Genomic DNA, 19,264 nt, shown 5'->3' with positions numbered 1-19,264 from the left:
AGCACAGTTTCTTTGAATATCAGTTAAATCTCAAAATTTCTTTATAAGAGAATCATTAGTTAATGATTGTTGCTCGGGGGATATATATTGATGTAATTTTAAAAATTATATCATTCATCGATAGTAAGAAATAGTGTAATGGAAAAATACTATGTCAGTACTGAATAATGCCCCACACATTGATTTACTTTTTCATGGAAAATATTGATCTTGAGACTAGTAAAACAATCTTAAATGTCTCTACAAATTCATAAAGAATGCTTTGCAAAGTAATAATCATTCACTTATCTGTCAGGGTAATCAGTCTAAGATACTACCAGCTCCGAGCAACCCAACATCTTACTTTCAGTAGAAATCTTAGAAATTTTTGGAGAAGACAAAGCTGATATTAAAAATTGTTACACTTTTCATTGGAATAAGCGTATTTTATAAGTATATTTTATTCAGATTTCAAATGTCAAGTGTGCCTTATCAACCCGGCAACTATATAGTGATGGAAGTATACGGATATTGAATGAGATTTCTAGCAATATAGCATCGCTATATTTCCGCCGAGTTAAAACTTAAAATGACAGATGTAAAACTGCAATGACAACCTATAGAATTGAGTCTTAGTATATCAAAATAAACGTATCCCGGCAGGATAAAAATAACGCCATACAGAACCAAAATGATTCAGATCAATAACTAAAATGAAACCCCAAGATGACTCAAATGATAGACAGTGAACACAAAGTTCAAATCCAAGAAAACAATATATCAATACCCCATGAGTCAATTCGAGTGGCCCATACTAAACATCAAATGATGAATCGAATACTAATTCCTCTGAGTGAAAACAATCTTATGATACAGAAAAGGGTATGGGAAAATTATTCAAATATCTGGCAGTAAAAGACACATTATAATTCGAAATTAGTTTAAAAATCACATCATTCAGCTTTGTTTTAGTTCATGTAAGTAACCTAGTTTTACAAATGGCGGAGACAACTAGTAAAAATTTATTTAATCGGATGTTATTGATCGCATATCTATAACTAAAGTTAAATTAAAAGTATAAAACACTACACATTTTGGAAGACTACAGTGTCAACGTTTAAATCACAAGTAAAGCCTTTATCTGAAAGATTTTTAAATAACCGTGTCGGTATGCTAAAACTGGTCAAGCAGCTGCGTGATCTTGAAACAAGAGCAATAAAAGCATCAAATAAACGCCGTTCAATCTTTGAAAAACGCGGACAGATTGCACCCCATGATCGCATCGCACATTTACTTGATCCCGGTATGCCGTTTCTAAGACTGCATACATTATCAAACTACCTGTTTGAAGATTCCAATCCTGAAACAAGTATCCCAGGCGCCAGCGTTATTTGTGGCATCGGTTTCATAAAAGGGGTTCGCTGTATGATATGGGTTGATGATAGTGGTATTCGTGCAGGTTCTTACACGCCTACTACGGTATCAACTGGACTGAGCATTCAAAGTATTGCTAGAAGACAAAAACTGCCTTTGGTTCATTTAGTCGAAAGTGCAGGTGCCAACCTGATGGAATTTACTGTAGAAAACTGGGTAGAGGCCGGCGCTCTCTTCAGGAACCTAGCTCAGCTCAGTGCTGCCGGAATTCCGAGCCTGACCGTTTTACACGGTCCCTCTACTGCGGGAGGTGCCTATATGCCAGGACTTTCAGATTTTGTAGTAGGTGTCAAAGAAAATGGCCTGGCTGCTTTGGGCGGAGTAGCTCTAGTACATTCCGCAACAGGTGAAGTAGCCAAAGAACGTGAACTGGGAGGTTCTGAAATGCATGCAAATGTATCCGGCCTGGTTGAATATCTGGCAGAAAATGATGCCCATGGTCTGAGTATAGCTCGTGACATCATAGGTCGTCTTCAGTGGAATAAGAATTTACACTTACCTCATCGCATCGCTACGAAAGAACCATTATTATCTTCTGAAGAACTCGTTGGTATTGTCTCAATTAATTATAAAGATCCATTCGATATTCGGGAGGTAATTACTCGTATTGTTGATGCATCGGAGTTTGACGAATTCAAACCACGCTATGGGTGTGCAACAATTTGTTTACATGCAAGTATTATGGGTTTTTCTTGTGGAATTATTGCCAATAATGGCCCAATTGATCCTTTTGGCGCTACTAAAGCAGCACAATTTTTCCAACTCTGTGATCAAACCGAATTACCATTAATTTTTTTACACAACACAACTGGATACCTTGTTGGTACTGAATCTGAACGGGCAGGCATGATTAAACACGGTGCAAAAATGATACAAGCGGTATCCAATATCAGGATTCCAAAAATATCGATGATCATTGGCGCAAGTTTCGGTGCTGGTAATTACGGTATGTGTGGCGCTGCCTATGAACCAGATTTTTTGTTTGCATGGCCTAACGCAGCAACCAATGTGATGGGTGGTGAGCAAGCGGCTAAAACCATGACACAGGTCGCTGAATCAATTGCTACCCGTAAGGGAAAAAAAGTTGACAGGTCCGCTTTAGTAAAACAAGAAAAATTTATTACAGACTATTTTATCAGACAACAAGATGCTTTTTATACTGCTGGTCGGAATTTGGTACATAGTGTTATAGATCCAAGAGATTCACGTAGAGTACTGGGTTTTGCGCTAGAGACCTGCTCAGAAGCTGCTATACGCAAATGTCAAGCTAACAGTTATGGAGTCGCTAGATTTTAGTTAACCAGGTTCTTTCCAATTCTAGCTCCTACACCTGACAATGAAATCAACTATTACAACATCATGAGAAAAATCTCGAAGCTTTTAATTGCCAACCGCGGTGAAATCGCTTTACGCATTATGCGAACAGCAAAAGAAATGGGGATACAAACGGTTGCAGTATATTCTGATGCAGATGTTAAGGCACCACATGTCAGGTTTGCAGATGATGTTGTTTACATAGGATTATCAGCAGCTGACAGTTCTTACCTTAATCCGGAGAAAATAATTGAAGCTGCAAAAATATCTGGATCAGACTCAATTCATCCCGGCTATGGATTTTTATCTGAAAATGCAGAATTCGCCCGGCTTGTACAGGAAGAAGGTCTTATCTTTGTGGGTCCAGATCATCACGCAATTAATATCATGGGCGACAAGGCCATTTCAAAACGTGCGATGATCGATGCTGGCATTCCTTGTTTACCTGGCTATCAAGGTTCAGACCAATCCGATGAAATTCTGATAGCAGAAGCAAAAAAAATCGGTTTTCCACTAATGGTTAAAGCTGCCGCAGGTGGTGGAGGGATTGGCATGCGCCGGATTGATTGCTTATCTGAATTATCCAATAGTATTCATATGGCTCGCCTGGAAGCCAAGAAAACATTCGGCTTTGGTGCGCTGATTCTCGAGCGTGCAATAAATAGGCCTCGTCATGTCGAAATTCAGCTTCTTGCTGATTCCTTTGGCCATATTGTGCATTTTGCAGAACGAGACTGCTCAGTTCAAAGGCGACATCAAAAGGTTATTGAAGAAGCACCATGTCCAGTGATGATCCCTGAATTGCGTGCAAAGATGGGCAATGCGGCCATTGGTGTTGCAAAAGCAGTCAATTATATTGGTGCTGGTACTGTCGAATTTTTGCTCGATAAAGAAGGCACATTTTATTTTCTGGAAATGAACACACGCTTACAGGTAGAGCACCCCGTAACCGAGATGATAACAGGGCACGATTTGGTCGCACTTCAATTAAAAATTGCTCAAGGAGAATCACTTGATTTAAAACAATCTGATATAAAGCTACAAGGCCATGCTATTGAAGTACGTTTATATGCTGAAGATCCAGATGATGACTTCTTACCATGCGCAGGACCTGTCACTCAGTGGATAGAGCCCAGTTTTTCGGGTATCAGGGTAGACTCAGGTATTGAATCCGGTTCAGTGGTGACCCCTTTTTATGATCCGATGTTGGCAAAAATAATTTCCCATGGCTCATGCCGTGAGGAGGCGCGCAGAAAATTGATCAAGGCTCTGGATAATACAGCTCTGTTTGGCATAAAAACAAATCGTGATTTTCTGATTGCGGCGTTAAAAAACGAGCAGTTTATCAATGGAAAATCAACAACTGGTTTTATCGCTGAAAATTTTACAAGAACTCCTATACAAAATAAAAATATAGATGAAAATATCTATACGAACTGTGCTATTGCTGCCGTAATACAACACATTTCAGCGATGAGGCATTACCAATCAGTCGCATCGAATGTGAGTTCTGAACTTCTTGACTGGTCGAGTGTTGCTGTTTTACAAAGCTTGCGCTGTTATGAAATTAATGGGCATCAATTAATTATTTCAATATATTCTCCAGATAAAGCTGGGGGTGCCTATAGAGTATCACTCCTAGAACATGAAATAAATATCACGGTGTTAGAAATAACAACTGATCGTGCAAAACTTATTGTTAATGGGCGCACAGTATCTGCCATTTTTTGTATCGAGGACGAAAAGTTAATACATATAGCTATATCTGGAGCCACTATATTTAAGCTTACTAATATCATTGCAGGGGTAGAAAATATCAATATTGATAGCACCGCTAGCATAATTAGAGCGCCTATGCATGGAGTAATTATTGGTATTGAAGTGACTGAGGGTGATGAAGTTAAGAAAGGTCAGCGGCTTGTTGTACTAGAGGCGATGAAGATGCAACATTCTATTCTAGCTCCGATAGATGGCTCTGTACAAACACTGAATGTAAAAGCAGACGAACAAATTGCAACAGACGACATCCTTCTTGAAATTGAAAACTGATACCCAATATCAAAATCTATGGAAGACGAAATAACAATGAAAAATCAATTTACGCTTACCAATGAACAACAGAATATACTTGATCATGCGGACAAATACGCCAGAGAACAATTATATCCTTTGGCGCAAAGGATGGATGATGAAGAGTGGTGGCCAAGCGATATTATGCAAGTACTAGGGAAACTGGGCTTTTTGGGTATCACTGTCAGCCAAAAATATGGCGGTGTGGGCCTTGATATGCTTTCGGCAGGGCTGATTTGCCAGGCCTTTTCTCGCTGGAATCATGCGCTGGCATTGGCGTGGGTTGCTCATGACAATCTATGTGCCAATAATATAGATAAAAATGGATCTGATCATCTCCGTGAAAAATATCTACCGAGACTCTGTTCCGGCGAAATTATTGGTTGCCTTGGCTTAACAGAGCCCGGTGCGGGTTCTGATGCACTTGGCTCAATGAATACAAGGGCAATAAGAGAGAATGATCACTATATATTAAACGGTAGCAAGATTTATATCACCAACGGACCCATTGCTGATATATGTCTGGTGTACGCCAAAACAGTCCCTGGTAAAGGTTCAAAGGGTATTACCGCCTTTATCGTGGAAAGTGATATGCCGGGATTTAAAGTCGCGCAAAAGATGAACAAAATGGGATTTCGAGGAAGTCAAACTGCGGAATTATTTTTCGAGAACCTTCGTGTTCCACTGGAGAATATTGTTGGTGATGAACATCAAGGTCATCAAGTAGTTATGAGTGGACTAGATTTTGAGAGATCCATGGTTGCTCCGATTAGTGTAGGCACTGCAGAACGTGCATTATCATTAAGTCTCGAATTTGCCAAAACCCGTAAGCAGTTTGGTAAACCCATTGCACAATTTCAAATGGTTCAGTCACGATTAGCTGATATGTATGTCTGGGTAGAAACTATGAAAACATTCTGCTGGAGTATTTTGGCAGAAATCAATGAAGTAGATGAAACTCAGGCAGGCAAAGGCGACATTCATGCACGAACTGCCGCTTCGATTATGTATTGTGCCAATATGTGCAATCGGGTGCTCGACAATAGTGTACAAATATTTGGTGGCAACGGCTATATTTGGGAGTCAGAAATCAACCGTTTATTTCGCACAACAAAATTGTTAGAGATTGGTGCAGGTTCGACAGAAATAAGAAAAATTATCATTGCCAGTGAACTTTTCAAGAGCTAATTTACTCAGCATAGGTTTGAGTTATGACTGAGCGGCAACTTGCATTTGGTATGAGCGATGCCCAACTTGCATCCGCTCCCACTGTCTATTCTCCGGAGCTTTTTAAAGGCAAACAGATTCTAATTTCTGGAGGTGGAAGCGGTATCGGTAAAGCCAGTGCCTGGTTATATGCTCGACTCGGCGCTAAAGTCATTCTTTGTGGTCGCAATATGGATAAACTTCAAACTGCTGCCCAAGTGATGTCTAAAGCACAGCTCGATGTTGAGATCCGACGAATAGATATTCGCAATGCCACTTTTGTAGATCAGCTATTTGAGGATATTTGGCAGACGTTAGGGGGCATCGATATTCTGTTCAATAATGCTGGTGGTCAATTCCCAAAACCCGCTATTGATATTAGCCCCAACGGCTGGAAAGCCGTTATTGACAATAACCTCAATGGCACCTGGTTTATGATGCAGGCCGCAGCAAAAAAATGGCGAAGCCACGGTCGACCCGGTAATATTATTAATATGACTACTGTTATTGATCGAGGCATGTTCGATATCGCTCATACCTGCGCAGCCCGCGCTGGTATTATATATACGACAAAAACCGTAGCCGTGGAGTGGGCACCTTTCAATATTAGAGTTAACTGCATCGCGCCCGGCGTTATTTCGTCTGAAGGAATGCATGCTTACGATATTTCCGCAGTAGAATCCTTTACAGGCTCAAATCCCATGAAACGTTTTGGAACAGTATGGGAAGTAGCTGAATTGGTTGGCTATCTTGGCAGCAATGCTTCAAATTTTATGACAGGAGAAGTCATTACACTTGATGGCGGCGGACGTTATTGGGGTGAACTATGGGCCTGTCAAAAACCTGAGTTCTTTAAAAATACTTAGATTTTATTTTAGTCAAAAATATATTGATATAAGGAGCACATTGAGTGATTAACATTTTTTTAAATATAATCACTTATTTTTTTGGATTTTTTTTTTGGGCTATCGGCACTGCATTATTTATTATATACAGTCAACATTTAAGACATAAAAAGCCTTATGACTCTATACTACCACCAGTAGAGCAAGGTGCTACACCCTTAAGTAGAGGATTCAACTATGAGAATATTTCATTTGTCACAGTTGACCGGTTAACAATCCATGCTTGGTATGTACCGCCTCCAGACAAGGATCTCCAAAATGCTAAAAGCCCGCCTGTTATCATTGCACTGCACGGCGGTCTGGATGATCGGCGCTATTATCTTCCTTTACTTCCTGCAATAAATAATGCTGGTTTTGCAATGTTGATGCTCGATGGCCGCAATCATGGCGCAAGTGATTTTGATCCAAGAGGGATGACAACCATCGGTATACGTGAAGCTCGAGATTTATTAGCAGCACTTGATTTTATCGAACAAAACAAACAGCATGACAAGGTCGGTATTGTAGGCGTCTCAAGTGGAAGTGCTGCAGCAATTGCAATTACAAGCTCCGACCGGCGTGTTAGTGCTGTTGTCGCTGAAAGTTCTGGGTACAATGTAAAATTTGTTGCTCAAAGACTTTATCGGTGGATTCCCATATGGATAAGTTATTTTTTTGGCACGGTACTCATGCTGCTGGTTGGAGCAGGGTTAAAAAATGCGCTTCGTTGTCGTGGACCACAGTTGGATTTAGTCAAGAAAATTCCAGATAATGTGCCTGTTTTGTTTGTCCATGGACGCAAGGATAAAATTGCGCCATTAAAATATGTTCAACATCTCTATGGAGCAAAACGCGGTGAGAAAGAACTAGTCATATATGATGATGCACGTCACGCTGTAATTCGTTTCGAGGAATATAAATTTATAGAGTGTGTCAGTCGTTTTTTTAATGAACGATTGTCCTGATCAGCATATTCGACTTTCCGACACATAGTCATTCTTATAAAAATTACAACCTAGATTCTGCAGCAAAGTACATAAGAATTATCGCAACAAATAACACGCTGAATCTTTCATACAAAGATTGTTTGTATCAAAACAATAATCTAATCTTACAGACTGTTTCAACATCACTATATTTGATCAATGAGTGCTTGAGTCACACAGATGTGAATCAAGCACTATACGCAATGCGGGGAAATTCGGGAAGTACGTTAAATACCTTATCTTAATCAGCAGAACCCAGTACAATATCAGCTATTCGTTCTTTGTGCCAGGCAGTATCACCGAGACTGACCTGAGCTGCCTTGGCACGCTTAAAATAGAGGTGTACATCGTACTCCCAGGTAAAACCAACTCCGCCATGCATTTGCAGTGCTAAACCACTATTAAAATAAGCCGCTTCACAACAGTAGGCTTTTGCAATACTGGCAGCTTCCAGCAATTCTGCACCCATGTCATTGCCAGCCATAAATTCATTTGCTATACAGGCGGCATAATAAACAGCTGAACGGGCAGATTCCACTCTGTTTAACATATCAGCCGCTTTATGTTTCAGTGCTTGAAAGCCACCTATCACACGATCAAATTGCTTGCGCTGAGCTATGTAACTCACTGTCATGTTTAATGATTTTTCCGCAACTCCCATTTGTTCTGCGGCGAGCGCAATGCATGCTAGCGCCAGAATATTATCCAGGGTGGGCAAACTATCTCCAGATTCTTCGCCCATAAAAGAATCTTTGCCCAGAATAACATTAGATAATTTTACAGTTGCGAGTTTTCTTGTCTGATCCATTGAGGGGGTCCAACATCGAGTCACCCCTTCGGTGTTAGTTGGCAATACAAATAGTCCCAAATTACCACTTTTAATTTCACGGGCAGCAACTACCAATGCATCTACTGTATGGCCATCAATCACATAGTGATAATTACCATTGATAATAAAATCGTTATCTTTTTTTTGATACTGGGCTGTCACAGATTCCGTACCCCATCCACGACCTTGTCCGGAATAGGCTAACGTCAAACGTTTTTGTCCCGTTACAATCTGTTCTAACCAGTGCTGCTTTTGTGCTTTTGTGCCCGTTATCAATAACGCATTCACACCAAAAACAACTGTCGAATAGAAAGGCGCACAAACCAGATTAGCGCCCATCCGCTCAAGCAATATGCAAAGCTCGATATAACCTAGACCAAGTCCATTGAACTGCTCTGGAATATGTGTCAAGTGCCAACCCATTTTTTGTGTTATTTTCTGCCATACATCAACTTCAAACCCAGATTCTCTTTTCATAGCCCTACGCATTGCTTCACTGCCTGCTACAGAGCCCAGGAAGGTATCGGCAACTTCAGCTATATGCTGCTGCTCTGGATTAAAGGAAAATTCCATGGGCTATTTTCGCCAGGTTATTCAGCACCGTAAACCGGTTGAGCAGGGCTTTCTTTTGCCAGCAATTTATCAATGACGCTACCGATTTCCGTCGGTTGCCATCGATTGCCCTTATCAATGCCTTTGGTACTACGCCAGCCATCGGCAATGGAAATCTTGCCCCCTTCAGACTCAAAAATTTTACCACTGATATGCGCGGATTGTTCTGAACCTAACCAGACCAGAAGCGGCGATACATTAGCTGCTGACCAGTAATCAAAACTATTGTTATCTGGCTTCTTCATGCGCTCTGCCATAGTTGGAACCGCCATTGTCATGCTCGTACGTGCCGATGGGGTAATAGCATTCGCAGTCACCTTATAACGCGCCAGTTCAGCCGCCTGATTCAGTGTTAATGCCACAATACCCGCTTTTGCTGCTGCATAATTTGATTGACCGACCGAACCCTGCAACCCGGCACCGGAACTGGTGTTGATGATACGCCCGGAGACTTTATATCCCGCTTTTGATCGAGTACGCCAATAACGCACCGCATTAGAACTCAAGCAAAAATGCCCTTTCAGATGTACGGTCATAACCGTATCCCAATCATCTTCTGTCATGGAGACAAACATACGGTCTCTATTGATGCCGGCATTGTTTACTATCACATGAAGATCGCCATAGGTATCAACTGTATCCTGTATGACTTCGGTACAGGCCTGATAATTAGTAATATCAAAGTTGTTAGTTCTTGCTGTACCTCCACTCGCCTGAATCTTGTCCACGACTGCCTGAGCGGATAATTCATCAATGTCATTGACTATTACCGTGGCACCCTCGGCACTAAAGGCCAGAGCATGTGCACGCCCAAGGCCTTTACCAGCACCTGTGATAATAACAATTCGATTTTTACAGAGATTACTCATGTTTTTTTAGCCAACCTTTTTCGGTTTGGTTTTCCCATTAAATCCTTTCAATGATGGTGACATTTGCCTGCCCGCCTCCTTCACACATGGTTTGCAGTCCATAACGACCGCGTGTGCGCTCAAGTTCGTGCAGCAGTGAGGTCATCAGTCTTGTACCTGTCGCTCCCAGCGGATGACCCAAAGCTATTGCACCTCCATTTACATTGGTTTTGTCATGCGGATATTCTATTTCTTTCAGCCACGCCATTACCACCGATGCAAAAGCTTCATTAACCTCAACTAGATCAATATCATTTAGGGTTAATCCCGATTTTTTCATCGCGTATTTGGTTGCTGAAATTGGCGCTGTCAACATCCAAATTGGATCATCACCACGAACACTCATATGATGAATTCTTGCACGTGGCGTCAAATTATATTTCTTTAACGCTGCTTCTGATACGATTAATACAGCACTTGCGGCATCACAAGTCTGGCTCGATACTGCAGCCGTAACCTTCTCGCAACCAAACAGAGAATCCAACTCAGCCATCTTCTTCAAACTGGTTTGGCGTGGGGTTTCATCCTGGCTCAATCCATTGAGCGACAATATCTCCCGGTCAAAATATCCATTATCAATGGCATGTAACGCACGTCGATGAGATTCCAATGCATAGACCTCCAAATCAGATCTAGAAAAACCCCACTTATCAGCAATTCTCTGCGCTGCTTTGAACTGCGTAAGTGGCTCACTGCCATAGCGTTGAACCCAGGCGCTTGAGCCACTGTAAGGATCGGTAAATCCAAGCGGCTCTGCGAGACTCATAGCTGAACTAATCGGAATCTGTGTCATAGTTTGCACGCCACCCGCCACAACCACATCCTGGGTACCTGCCATAATTGCCTGGGCCGCGAAATGCACTGCCTGCTGGGATGAACCACATTGTCGATCTATGGTAACACCGGGCACCTGATCACTCAGCCCTGCTGCCAACCAGCAGGTTCTCGCAATATCGCCCGCCAGAGGACCAACCGTGTCCACACAGCCAAAAATGATATCATCGTACTCAAAATCTGGTATATTATTGCGTAGCACCAGGTTTTTTAGTACCTGAGCACCCAGATCGGCGCCATGCACCTCCGCTAAACTGCCCCTGCGGCGTCCCACTGGCGTTCGAACAGCATCGGCGATATATGCTTCAGTCATTTTCAATTTTCCTGGATAAACGTTTGAATCTGACCAATATCCATCTCATCATTGAGCAAGTACTCTTCCAATTTTTTCATGTGATAATTTCGGTCACCCCACTCACCACAGAGTGCCCAGGCGCGTTTCATAAAAAGATGTAAATCGACTTCGTAGGTATAACCCATACCACCATGCACCTGAATGGCCGTTTCGATCACCAACATAGCCGTATCTATTGCAGTCAGCTTTGCATTGTGCACTGCAACGCCACCCTGTAGAGCTGCCAGTTGAATCATTGGTCTGGTAAATTCAATCTGCATATATGCCGTAGCGAGCTGGTGCTTAATGGCTTGAAATGAACCAATAGGCCGCCCAAATTGATGCCTTTTCTTTGCGAAATCGCACGACATATCAATCATGCGTTTGGACAAACCAAGTAATTGTGCTGCACTGAGTACCGCACCGTGGTAGTCTGCCAGGGCATTCTGTGAACTTGGCTTGTTGGCTTTGGCAAGCTTTCTTAATGGGTCAATCGATTTTCTAGATTCCAAATTCAGATCTTTTTTCAATACCAGTTCACCACCCATCTCAGAGGTAACAATGAACATATCATGATAGGCAGTGGTGTTATTAAAGGGTAATAGAGGCGTGATAATGCCTACCAATAAGCGACCTTCAAGCACCTGTGTAAGACACTCCGGTTTATTCATTTGAGATAACAGCGGAACCACTATCCCAGCCAGTTCAATCAGAGGCTCTGGCAATGCTACATAGCCTGCGGCCTCGGCTACTCCCGCCATAAGCACAAGGGGTTGTTCCAGGCCACCATCAGCCTCCCTGGCCATTAGACCAAGCAATCCTACTTCGGAGAATTGCCCCCAAATATGGGACAGCCCACTACCCTGTGCATTTATAGCAATTTGCCCTGTCTTCCTTTCGTTTATCAAGTCACGCAGACGATCCAGAGTATTTTCACCATTGAGCATCGCACTCGCTGCTTCAATCAAATCCTGTTGAATTTGTGTGTAACGAAAATCCATTGCTATTTTCCAGCCCTGTCTCTGGGCAAACCGAGAACACGCTCGGCCAGAATATTTCGTTGGACTTCATTCGTCCCTGCATAAATAGGACCCGCCAGGGAAAACATATAACCATCGAGCCAGCGTCCATTGTCTATTGCATCTAATCCGCCTTCGATTTCGGCCTGGGCACCCATGATGCTCATAGCAGTGCGATGCAGGTGGCGATCCATTTCTGACCAAAAAAGCTTATTGGCACTGGCCTCGGATGATATTGAGGCACCCGCCTGTATACGTGAAACAAGTTGATACGTTGCTGCACAAAAACGTTCTGTGTTCATCCAAGCTTGTATAACCTGTTCACCAATTCCCAAAGAAAGGCGATCCTTATGTTGTTTATACAGCGTGATCAGCCGCGCTGCAGCTGCCTGAAAACGCGCTGGCGAGCGCAGTAATAAACCACGCTCAAAACCTGCTGTTACCATCGCTACATTCCAGCCCCCGTGCTCTGGTCCAAGCAGGTTGTCAACGGGCACACGCACCTCATCAAAAAACAATTCAGCAAAACCAGACTCACCATCCAGCTGCATAATTGGACGACGAGTTAAACCCGGACTGTTAAGTGGTACAAGAATTATAGATAAGCCTTTATGTTGCTTACTGTTCTCATCAGTTCTAAACAGCCCAAAGCACCAGTCAGCAAACACGGCTCGTGAAGACCAGGTTTTCTGGCCATTAATCAGGTAATAATCACCCTCGCGTACGGCCTTTGTTGTGATGGCAGCCATGTCAGAACCCGCACCCGGTTCTGACCAGGCCTGGGCCCAAATTTCTTGCCCGGATGCCATTGGTGGAAGAAAACGTGCTTTTTGTTCTTCACTGCCATACTCCATAATGGTTGGCGCAAGCAAAAAGATACCATTTTGACTCACCCGTAAGGGGGCATCCACACGATAATATTCTTCCTCGAAAATAAGCCAGGAAATCAGATCAAGGCCTCTACCACCATACTCTGTGGGCCAATTAACATTACTCCAGTTACCGGAGGCTAGTGCACCTTCCCATGCCCGATGTTGTTCAAATCCCTCTTTTGTATCAAAGCTAGGCAAGCGCTCTCTGGGAACATGAGCATTCAACCATTCACGAACCTCGGCACGAAATTTTTTCTGTTCAGGTGTGAAATGAGTTTTCATCGAGCATACCCTAGTTAGGCTCTTGTAACTCTGTCGATTTGTCTATTTTCATATACGCCGCTCGTGCTTTTTGGCTGTGTTTGAGCATGTACATTTCTAAGGTAAAGCCCTGTTCCCAGCGATAGCTTGCATCAACGTCAAAAGGTTCAATACCATTCAAGGCTTGTTTGGCAATTCGCAGTGCATCCCTGGATTTACTGGCGATGACTTCAGCATAGGCACGGGCTTTCTTGTGAAGTATTTCACGAGACACCAGCATTTCAATACCACCCAAACGATATACTTCTTTGGCCGGTATTTTTTCGCCAGTAAAGAAAGCGGCACGCACCTTAGGTAGCGGTAAAAAACGCTGCAAATGGGCAGCGCCACCCATGGCGCCTCGATCAATCTCTGGTAGAGAAAAAAAACAATCATCAGAAGCAATAATGACGTCAGCAGCACCACACATACCAATACCACCACCAATCACAAAGCCATGGGGGGCACAAATAACCGGTACTTCACAATGATGAATCGCCTTAAATGTTTCGTAGTTCCCTTTATTTACCTCAACAATAGCAGACGAGTTCTCCGCAAGTTCCTTGATATCAACACCTGCACAAAAACCTCTGCCTTCGGCACGAATAAGCAGGACTTTAATATCTTGTCGTTTTCCTAAGGTGGTAATTATATTAGGAATTGTATTCCAAAGCGTGCCGTTAAATGCATTGACCGGCGGGTGATCTAGAATCACTTCGGCAATACTGTTATTGACTTCAGTTCTAATAGACATTACGTCACCGTACTTGTAACCCGCGTTAGGTTAATTTGAGCCTCCTCAATAATTTTAGAGACTATTTGAGCGCAATTTGGCAGGTCGTAGATAAGACCGGCAATCTGACCACTGGGCAACACGCCCTCATCCGGTTTACCCTCGACCATTGCTTTTTGAATAATCATAGGAGCATTCACTGCCATCAGAGTTTGCCCCAGTGTCATATCAGTTTTACTTGCCATTTCCCAGGCTGTTTTAAGAATCTGAACTATAGGCATACCGGTTTTAGATTTATATTTCCAGCCATTTCTCAATGCGCGTATTAACATACCGAAGCTGGATGATTTTTCCAGATCAACTAAAGTACGATTCATTAACATTCGTTGCGGGAGACCATCCAGTTTGCTAGAAACGGGAATATTTGATACCTGGGATTTGATATATTCCGCTTTGGTGGCACTCGGTGTTGGGCTATCAGAACTCATCATAAAACGTGTTCCCATGGCAATTCCTTCAGCACCAAAAGTCAGGGCGGCTGCTAGCCCGCGACCATCCTTAAATCCTCCACATGCTACAACAGGCACCCCGGGATTCAGGTCAAGAACCTCCGCTAGCAATAACCAGGTAGGTATTGCTCCTGTGTGCCCGCCTCCTTCCTGTCCCTGACAAACAAGGATATCCGCACCCATCTTTACAGCTTTGCAAGCATGCTTGCTGTTACCAATAGTCGGCACACACTTCAAACCCGCATCTTTTACTTTGTCAATAAGTTTGGAATTTGGTCCACGTCCGTAGGATAATGCAGCGACCTTATACTCTATACACAGATCTACAATACGCTCAACACCGGGTTGAAATCCATGAATATTCACACCAAAAGGTTTATCCGTAACCGATTTGATTTTTTTAATCTCTCTTTCACACTCAGCCGGATCCATCACGGCAGCAGCAAGGAAGCCGAACGCACCAGCCTGAATACTCGCACAAACCAGTTGACTGGTCGCCACCCAACCCATTGCCGTCTGAATGATTGGGTAATCACAACCCAGTATTTTGATCAACGAAGTTGACAGTGCTGGATGCATTTATTTTTCGCTCTCTCTCAGCGATATCTTATTCGATTGTGCCATCTTCCTACCATCGAAACCGGCAATATAATCCCCTTTCACCAGGGTATTGTTGGCATGCGCAAAATGGTGCATAGCAAAAACAGCATCAATCCCGGTCCGTTTACCCTGCAGATCTTCAATGTGATTACAGGATTTTTTGCTGAGAGATAACGCCAGGCGGGGTTGCTTTGCGATTTTATCAGCCCAGCTTTTCACCGTGGTTTCAAGCTGCTGACGTGGAACTACTTTATTAATCATTCCGGCTGCATAGGCACGCTCAGCACTCCAGCGTTCCCCTAATAACAAAAACTCTTTAGCCAGACGCACATTTAGCTCAAATGGATGAGCAAAATACTCAACACCAGGAAAGCCCATTTGAACAACGGGATCCTGAAAGAATGCATCATCCGAAGCAATGATCAGGTCACATACCCAGGCCAGCATTAACCCTCCTGCAATGCATCCTTTATGAACCTGTGCAATGGTTGGTTTTGGCACACTACGCCAACGACGACAAAATTCCAGGTAAACCTCTTCTTCGCGAATATAGGCTTTTTCTGCACCTGGCTTGTTGTCATGGTTGTAGTTCATTGAACGACGATCATCACGACCATAGTCAAAGTCTCTACCGGGTGTTCCAATATCATGCCCGGCAGAGAAATGCTTACCCTTAGCACGCAAAACGATCACCTTTATATGATCGTCATTACAGGCCTTATAAAAACCATCATCCAATGCATAAAGCATTTGGGAGTTTTGGCTATTGTGATATTTTATTCGGTTAAGGGTGAGATAAGCGATGGGGCCGTCAACATCATATAAAACAGGGTACTTCTCTTCATAAATAATATCGGTTCCGGCTCGGTCTACCGTTTCATTCGCTCTTTGAGTATTCTCATCCACGCCAGTCACAGTATTCACCTCGTTTTAACAGCGTTTATACGCAGGTTATTCGGATCTAATGCGCTGATGGTTGCCAATTCCTGGGGTGTCGGTTCAGCGGTTTGGTCAAGTCCATCAGGCCTAATCAGATCAAAACCGGTATTGTCCTGCACCTCATCTGCCGACACGCCAGGATGCAAGCTGAGAATCCGCATTTTCTTATGATTCGGTTCAAAGTCCATTACACACAGATTGGTTATAATCCTTCGAATATCAATATCATCCAACCAGTAACCTTTGGGTAATCGAGCAGGGTTATACCCGATTGAGCAGACGGTATCGACTTCACTTTCAACAAAAACGCGCCTACTGTGGACGGGCACAAAAAATGAATTGGCATGACTGATAGAATTACCCGGAAATCCGCGCATGCCCAACATCTGCACCTTTGGTTGCTCATAGTCTCCAATTGCCGAAATATTGGCTTGTCCAAACCGATCTATCTGGCTGGGACTAACCAATGCATGTCGGTTACCACTCCAAACGTTATCAAATATTCTTGAAAATCCCATCCAAGTTTCACGCCTGGGTTCATAGCCATTGCGTCGTCCAACGGGCACTGGTTCTGAAACAATATAAGCTTCTGAATCAGTCATCATCAGATTTGGATTCTTCATCATTGCCAGCGACGCGGCCAGGCGTTGAATCAAACCAAATCCTGAAGCCAGCACTTCAGAATCATCTTCCCAAATATTTGAGCAGGCACAAATGAGAAGATCAGCTAATGGATTATGTATTATTTTTTCTCTCATCACGATTAAGTTAAGCCAGATAACATTAATAGATTGGCAATGGTAATGTACGTATAAAATCAGCACCACCAACCTTCTCAAGATAAACAGACTCCTTCACTGAAATATAATCTTTGAAATACTGATTCCAACCATCCTTTCGTTTGGCACTGGCTGCATATTCTCTAAAAACCCTGACATCAATGCCATACAGTGGATTACATGAACTCGGATGTGCACCAAACGGACTGTGCACAACATGACTGGTAACACTTCGCTCCCAGAACACATAACGTGCTTCTTCTGGATTCTGGTGAAAAAAGTTGGTATCAACCAGTTCATCACAGGAAACAAGTGTTTTTTTCGCTGCTCGGGCAAATAGATCATCCATATAGTGATCTGGCCCTTTTATTTGACAGACACCGCGCTGATCGGCGCGGTCAACATGCAACAGTGAGACATCCAAATTCAATGCCGGCATTGCGACCCATTCTTTGCTGTCGTCATAGGGGGAGTCGATCAACTTAATATCTTTATTGCGTCTGATCACATCCGTTCCCAATCCAACCTCAGTCGGAATAAAGGGAGCACCCATAGCTGCCGCCCGCAAACCCAGTACCATCAAGCCTTCGTCGACTTCCATCACATCAATTTCAGCCTTCTGGCGGGCCTGTCGAAAATAGGGTTCCAATGGAATAAAGTCGAGAGAAACAAAGGCAAACACCAGTTTTTTTACCTTACCTGCGGCACACAGCATACCGACATCGGCACCACCAAAGGAAACCACTGTTAAGTCCCTCACCTCACTACGCAACAATTCTCGAATCAGCGCCATCGGCTTACGACGTGGACCCCAGCCGCCAATGCCAATGGTCATGCCCGATTCAATATTGTTAATAGCCTGTAAATGGGAAATCAGTTTACTCATAACATTTATTCTACTTTATCTAACAGGCTGCTGAAAAAGTCCCTTTAACGAAATTTTTACCTTAACTCTTATAAAATCAGAAAATTCAGAGCCTACAAAACAAGTGTTTTTTTGATTCTAAAACTTCAAGATGATGATGCTTTAATTCAAAATCCGAGTTTTTCAGCAGCCTGCTAAATAGCACAAATCAGGCTGGAACGGGTGGCATGTAATCATGTCCCCAAACATCCGCACGGGTGCTGACCGTTGTTTGATAATTATCACTATCAATCTTTAAACCATCACACCCATATTCAATCGCAAACCCACCCGGACCTATCACATAAAAAGACAGCATATTGTCGTTACAATGACGTCCCAGCGTTGCCATCAAAGGGTAGTCTCCTGCGTGTATTCGATCCAGGCAGGTACCAACCTCATCCACGCTCGACACTTCCAGCAGTAAATGCACCAAACCAAGTGGATTTGGCCAGTTAAAAAGTGCCAAACTGTGGTGCCTGGGATTATTGGCATGAAAAAAACGAATATTCATATCCGGCATACCCGCAGTCGGAGAAGGCAAGGTGAGATTATCGCTTGCGCCGAATCCCAAGATGTTTTTATAAAATGCTTCCGTTACAGTGAGTTTAGGTGCAGGAATAACTGCATGTCCCATACCCAGTTTCCCTGTTACAAACTTGTCAATATCGAGCGGGGATTGAAAATTATCACGCAATCCAGTACGTGTATGGAATACCTCAAATGGATTACCGTCAGGATCTTTACTGCCTGCGTATTCTGTCACTCCCCGTTCAGCTGCCGCTGACTCGTTTCCGCGCTTAACCTCTGCTCCCGTAGTCTCAATAGCGGTAATAACTGCCTCATAAGATTCTTTATCAGAACACTCCCAGCCAATGGCTGCCAATTTATTTGAATCATGATGCTTCACAATCAACCGGGAGGGGTGATTGTCCATTCGGAAGAATAATTGTTCAGCATTGCTGATTTCAGAATTTAGCATTAATCCAAGCACATCCGAACCAAATTCCCGCCAGGCATCGATATCCTGTGTCAGCAGAATGATGTAACCCAGACTAGACACTTTGCCAGCAGTGACCGAGATTGACACATTATTTCTCCTTTAAATGAACTGATAGTTAATTTTTACAATAAATAATTATGAGTTTTTATTTATTATTTTCTTTGGATGGGCAATCTTATCTTGCAATAATATGTCTTATAAGTAGAAAATCCCATT

General features: G+C 43.0%; 16 protein-coding genes. 5 read left to right on the top strand and 11 right to left on the bottom strand.

Annotated elements, in window-relative coordinates; all coding sequences use genetic code 11:
- The first annotated feature begins 1,086 nt into the window (after window positions 1-1,086).
- From Q5Y71_RS05960 to Q5Y71_RS05940, 5 genes are all read left to right on the top strand, one after another.
- On the top strand, window positions 1,087-2,709 hold the full coding sequence (locus tag Q5Y71_RS05960; protein ID WP_306040875.1) for an acyl-CoA carboxylase subunit beta: 1,623 nt from the start codon (window positions 1,087-1,089) through the stop codon (window positions 2,707-2,709).
- 63 nt (window positions 2,710-2,772) lie between these two features.
- A complete protein-coding gene (locus Q5Y71_RS05955; protein ID WP_306040874.1) occupies window positions 2,773-4,776 on the top strand; it encodes a biotin carboxylase N-terminal domain-containing protein in 2,004 nt (667 codons plus the stop codon).
- An 18-nt stretch (window positions 4,777-4,794) separates the two neighbouring features.
- Complete coding sequence (locus tag Q5Y71_RS05950) at window positions 4,795-5,985, top strand: acyl-CoA dehydrogenase family protein (RefSeq protein ID WP_306040871.1); 1,191 nt, start codon at window positions 4,795-4,797, stop codon at window positions 5,983-5,985.
- 23 nt (window positions 5,986-6,008) lie between these two features.
- On the top strand, window positions 6,009-6,869 hold the full coding sequence (locus Q5Y71_RS05945) for an SDR family oxidoreductase (protein WP_306040870.1): 861 nt from the start codon (window positions 6,009-6,011) through the stop codon (window positions 6,867-6,869).
- Window positions 6,870-6,913: 44 nt separating this feature from the next.
- The gene (locus Q5Y71_RS05940; RefSeq protein WP_306040869.1) at window positions 6,914-7,852 is read left to right on the top strand and encodes an alpha/beta hydrolase; all 939 of its coding nucleotides are present in this window, start codon (window positions 6,914-6,916) and stop codon (window positions 7,850-7,852) included.
- A gap of 262 nt (window positions 7,853-8,114) precedes the next feature.
- On the opposite strand, the gene Q5Y71_RS05935 is transcribed toward Q5Y71_RS05940, so the two are convergent.
- The 11 genes from Q5Y71_RS05935 to Q5Y71_RS05885 all read right to left on the bottom strand — a co-directional run bounded on the left by Q5Y71_RS05935 (window position 8,115) and on the right by Q5Y71_RS05885 (window position 19,135).
- Window positions 8,115-9,275, bottom strand: a complete 1,161-nt coding sequence (locus tag Q5Y71_RS05935) for an acyl-CoA dehydrogenase family protein (RefSeq protein WP_306040868.1) — start codon at window positions 9,273-9,275, stop codon at window positions 8,115-8,117.
- 17 nt (window positions 9,276-9,292) lie between these two features.
- Window positions 9,293-10,183 carry an SDR family oxidoreductase gene (locus Q5Y71_RS05930; protein ID WP_306040867.1) on the bottom strand — a complete coding sequence of 297 codons (891 nt, stop codon included), beginning with the start codon at window positions 10,181-10,183 and terminating at the stop codon, window positions 9,293-9,295.
- A gap of 37 nt (window positions 10,184-10,220) precedes the next feature.
- A complete protein-coding gene (locus Q5Y71_RS05925; RefSeq protein WP_301414842.1) occupies window positions 10,221-11,369 on the bottom strand; it encodes an acetyl-CoA C-acetyltransferase in 1,149 nt (382 codons plus the stop codon).
- Between the two features lie 2 nt (window positions 11,370-11,371).
- Window positions 11,372-12,391: an acyl-CoA dehydrogenase gene (locus Q5Y71_RS05920; RefSeq protein ID WP_306040866.1), complete on the bottom strand. Its 1,020-nt coding sequence runs from the start codon at window positions 12,389-12,391 to the stop codon at window positions 11,372-11,374.
- A gap of 2 nt (window positions 12,392-12,393) precedes the next feature.
- Window positions 12,394-13,563 carry an acyl-CoA dehydrogenase family protein gene (locus Q5Y71_RS05915; RefSeq protein WP_306040865.1) on the bottom strand — a complete coding sequence of 390 codons (1,170 nt, stop codon included), beginning with the start codon at window positions 13,561-13,563 and terminating at the stop codon, window positions 12,394-12,396.
- Between the two features lie 10 nt (window positions 13,564-13,573).
- The gene (locus Q5Y71_RS05910; protein WP_306040864.1) at window positions 13,574-14,335 is read right to left on the bottom strand and encodes an enoyl-CoA hydratase family protein; all 762 of its coding nucleotides are present in this window, start codon (window positions 14,333-14,335) and stop codon (window positions 13,574-13,576) included.
- On the bottom strand, window positions 14,335-15,402 hold the full coding sequence (locus Q5Y71_RS05905) for a nitronate monooxygenase family protein (protein ID WP_306040862.1): 1,068 nt from the start codon (window positions 15,400-15,402) through the stop codon (window positions 14,335-14,337). The genes Q5Y71_RS05910 and Q5Y71_RS05905 overlap by 1 nt, the downstream gene beginning before the upstream one ends.
- Window positions 15,403-16,338 (bottom strand): enoyl-CoA hydratase, encoded by a 936-nt coding sequence (locus Q5Y71_RS05900; RefSeq protein ID WP_306040860.1) that lies wholly within the window; start codon window positions 16,336-16,338, stop codon window positions 15,403-15,405. It lies immediately after the preceding gene.
- 5 nt (window positions 16,339-16,343) lie between these two features.
- Window positions 16,344-17,189: a CoA-transferase subunit beta gene (locus Q5Y71_RS05895; RefSeq protein ID WP_306040858.1), complete on the bottom strand. Its 846-nt coding sequence runs from the start codon at window positions 17,187-17,189 to the stop codon at window positions 16,344-16,346.
- Window positions 17,146-18,027, bottom strand: coding sequence for a CoA transferase subunit A (locus tag Q5Y71_RS05890; RefSeq protein ID WP_306040856.1), 882 nt, complete (start codon window positions 18,025-18,027; stop codon window positions 17,146-17,148). Before Q5Y71_RS05890 ends, Q5Y71_RS05895 begins: the two co-directional genes overlap by 44 nt.
- 187 nt (window positions 18,028-18,214) lie before the next feature.
- Complete coding sequence (locus tag Q5Y71_RS05885; RefSeq protein ID WP_306040854.1) at window positions 18,215-19,135, bottom strand: VOC family protein; 921 nt, start codon at window positions 19,133-19,135, stop codon at window positions 18,215-18,217.
- Between the last annotated feature and the right edge of the window lie 129 nt (window positions 19,136-19,264).

Origin of the sequence: Microbulbifer sp. 2205BS26-8 (assembly GCF_030731025.1) — a bacterium.
In the GTDB taxonomy this organism is placed as follows: Bacteria; Pseudomonadota; Gammaproteobacteria; order Pseudomonadales; family Cellvibrionaceae; genus Microbulbifer; species Microbulbifer spongiae.
This window is presented reverse-complemented; position numbering and strand designations above follow the sequence as displayed.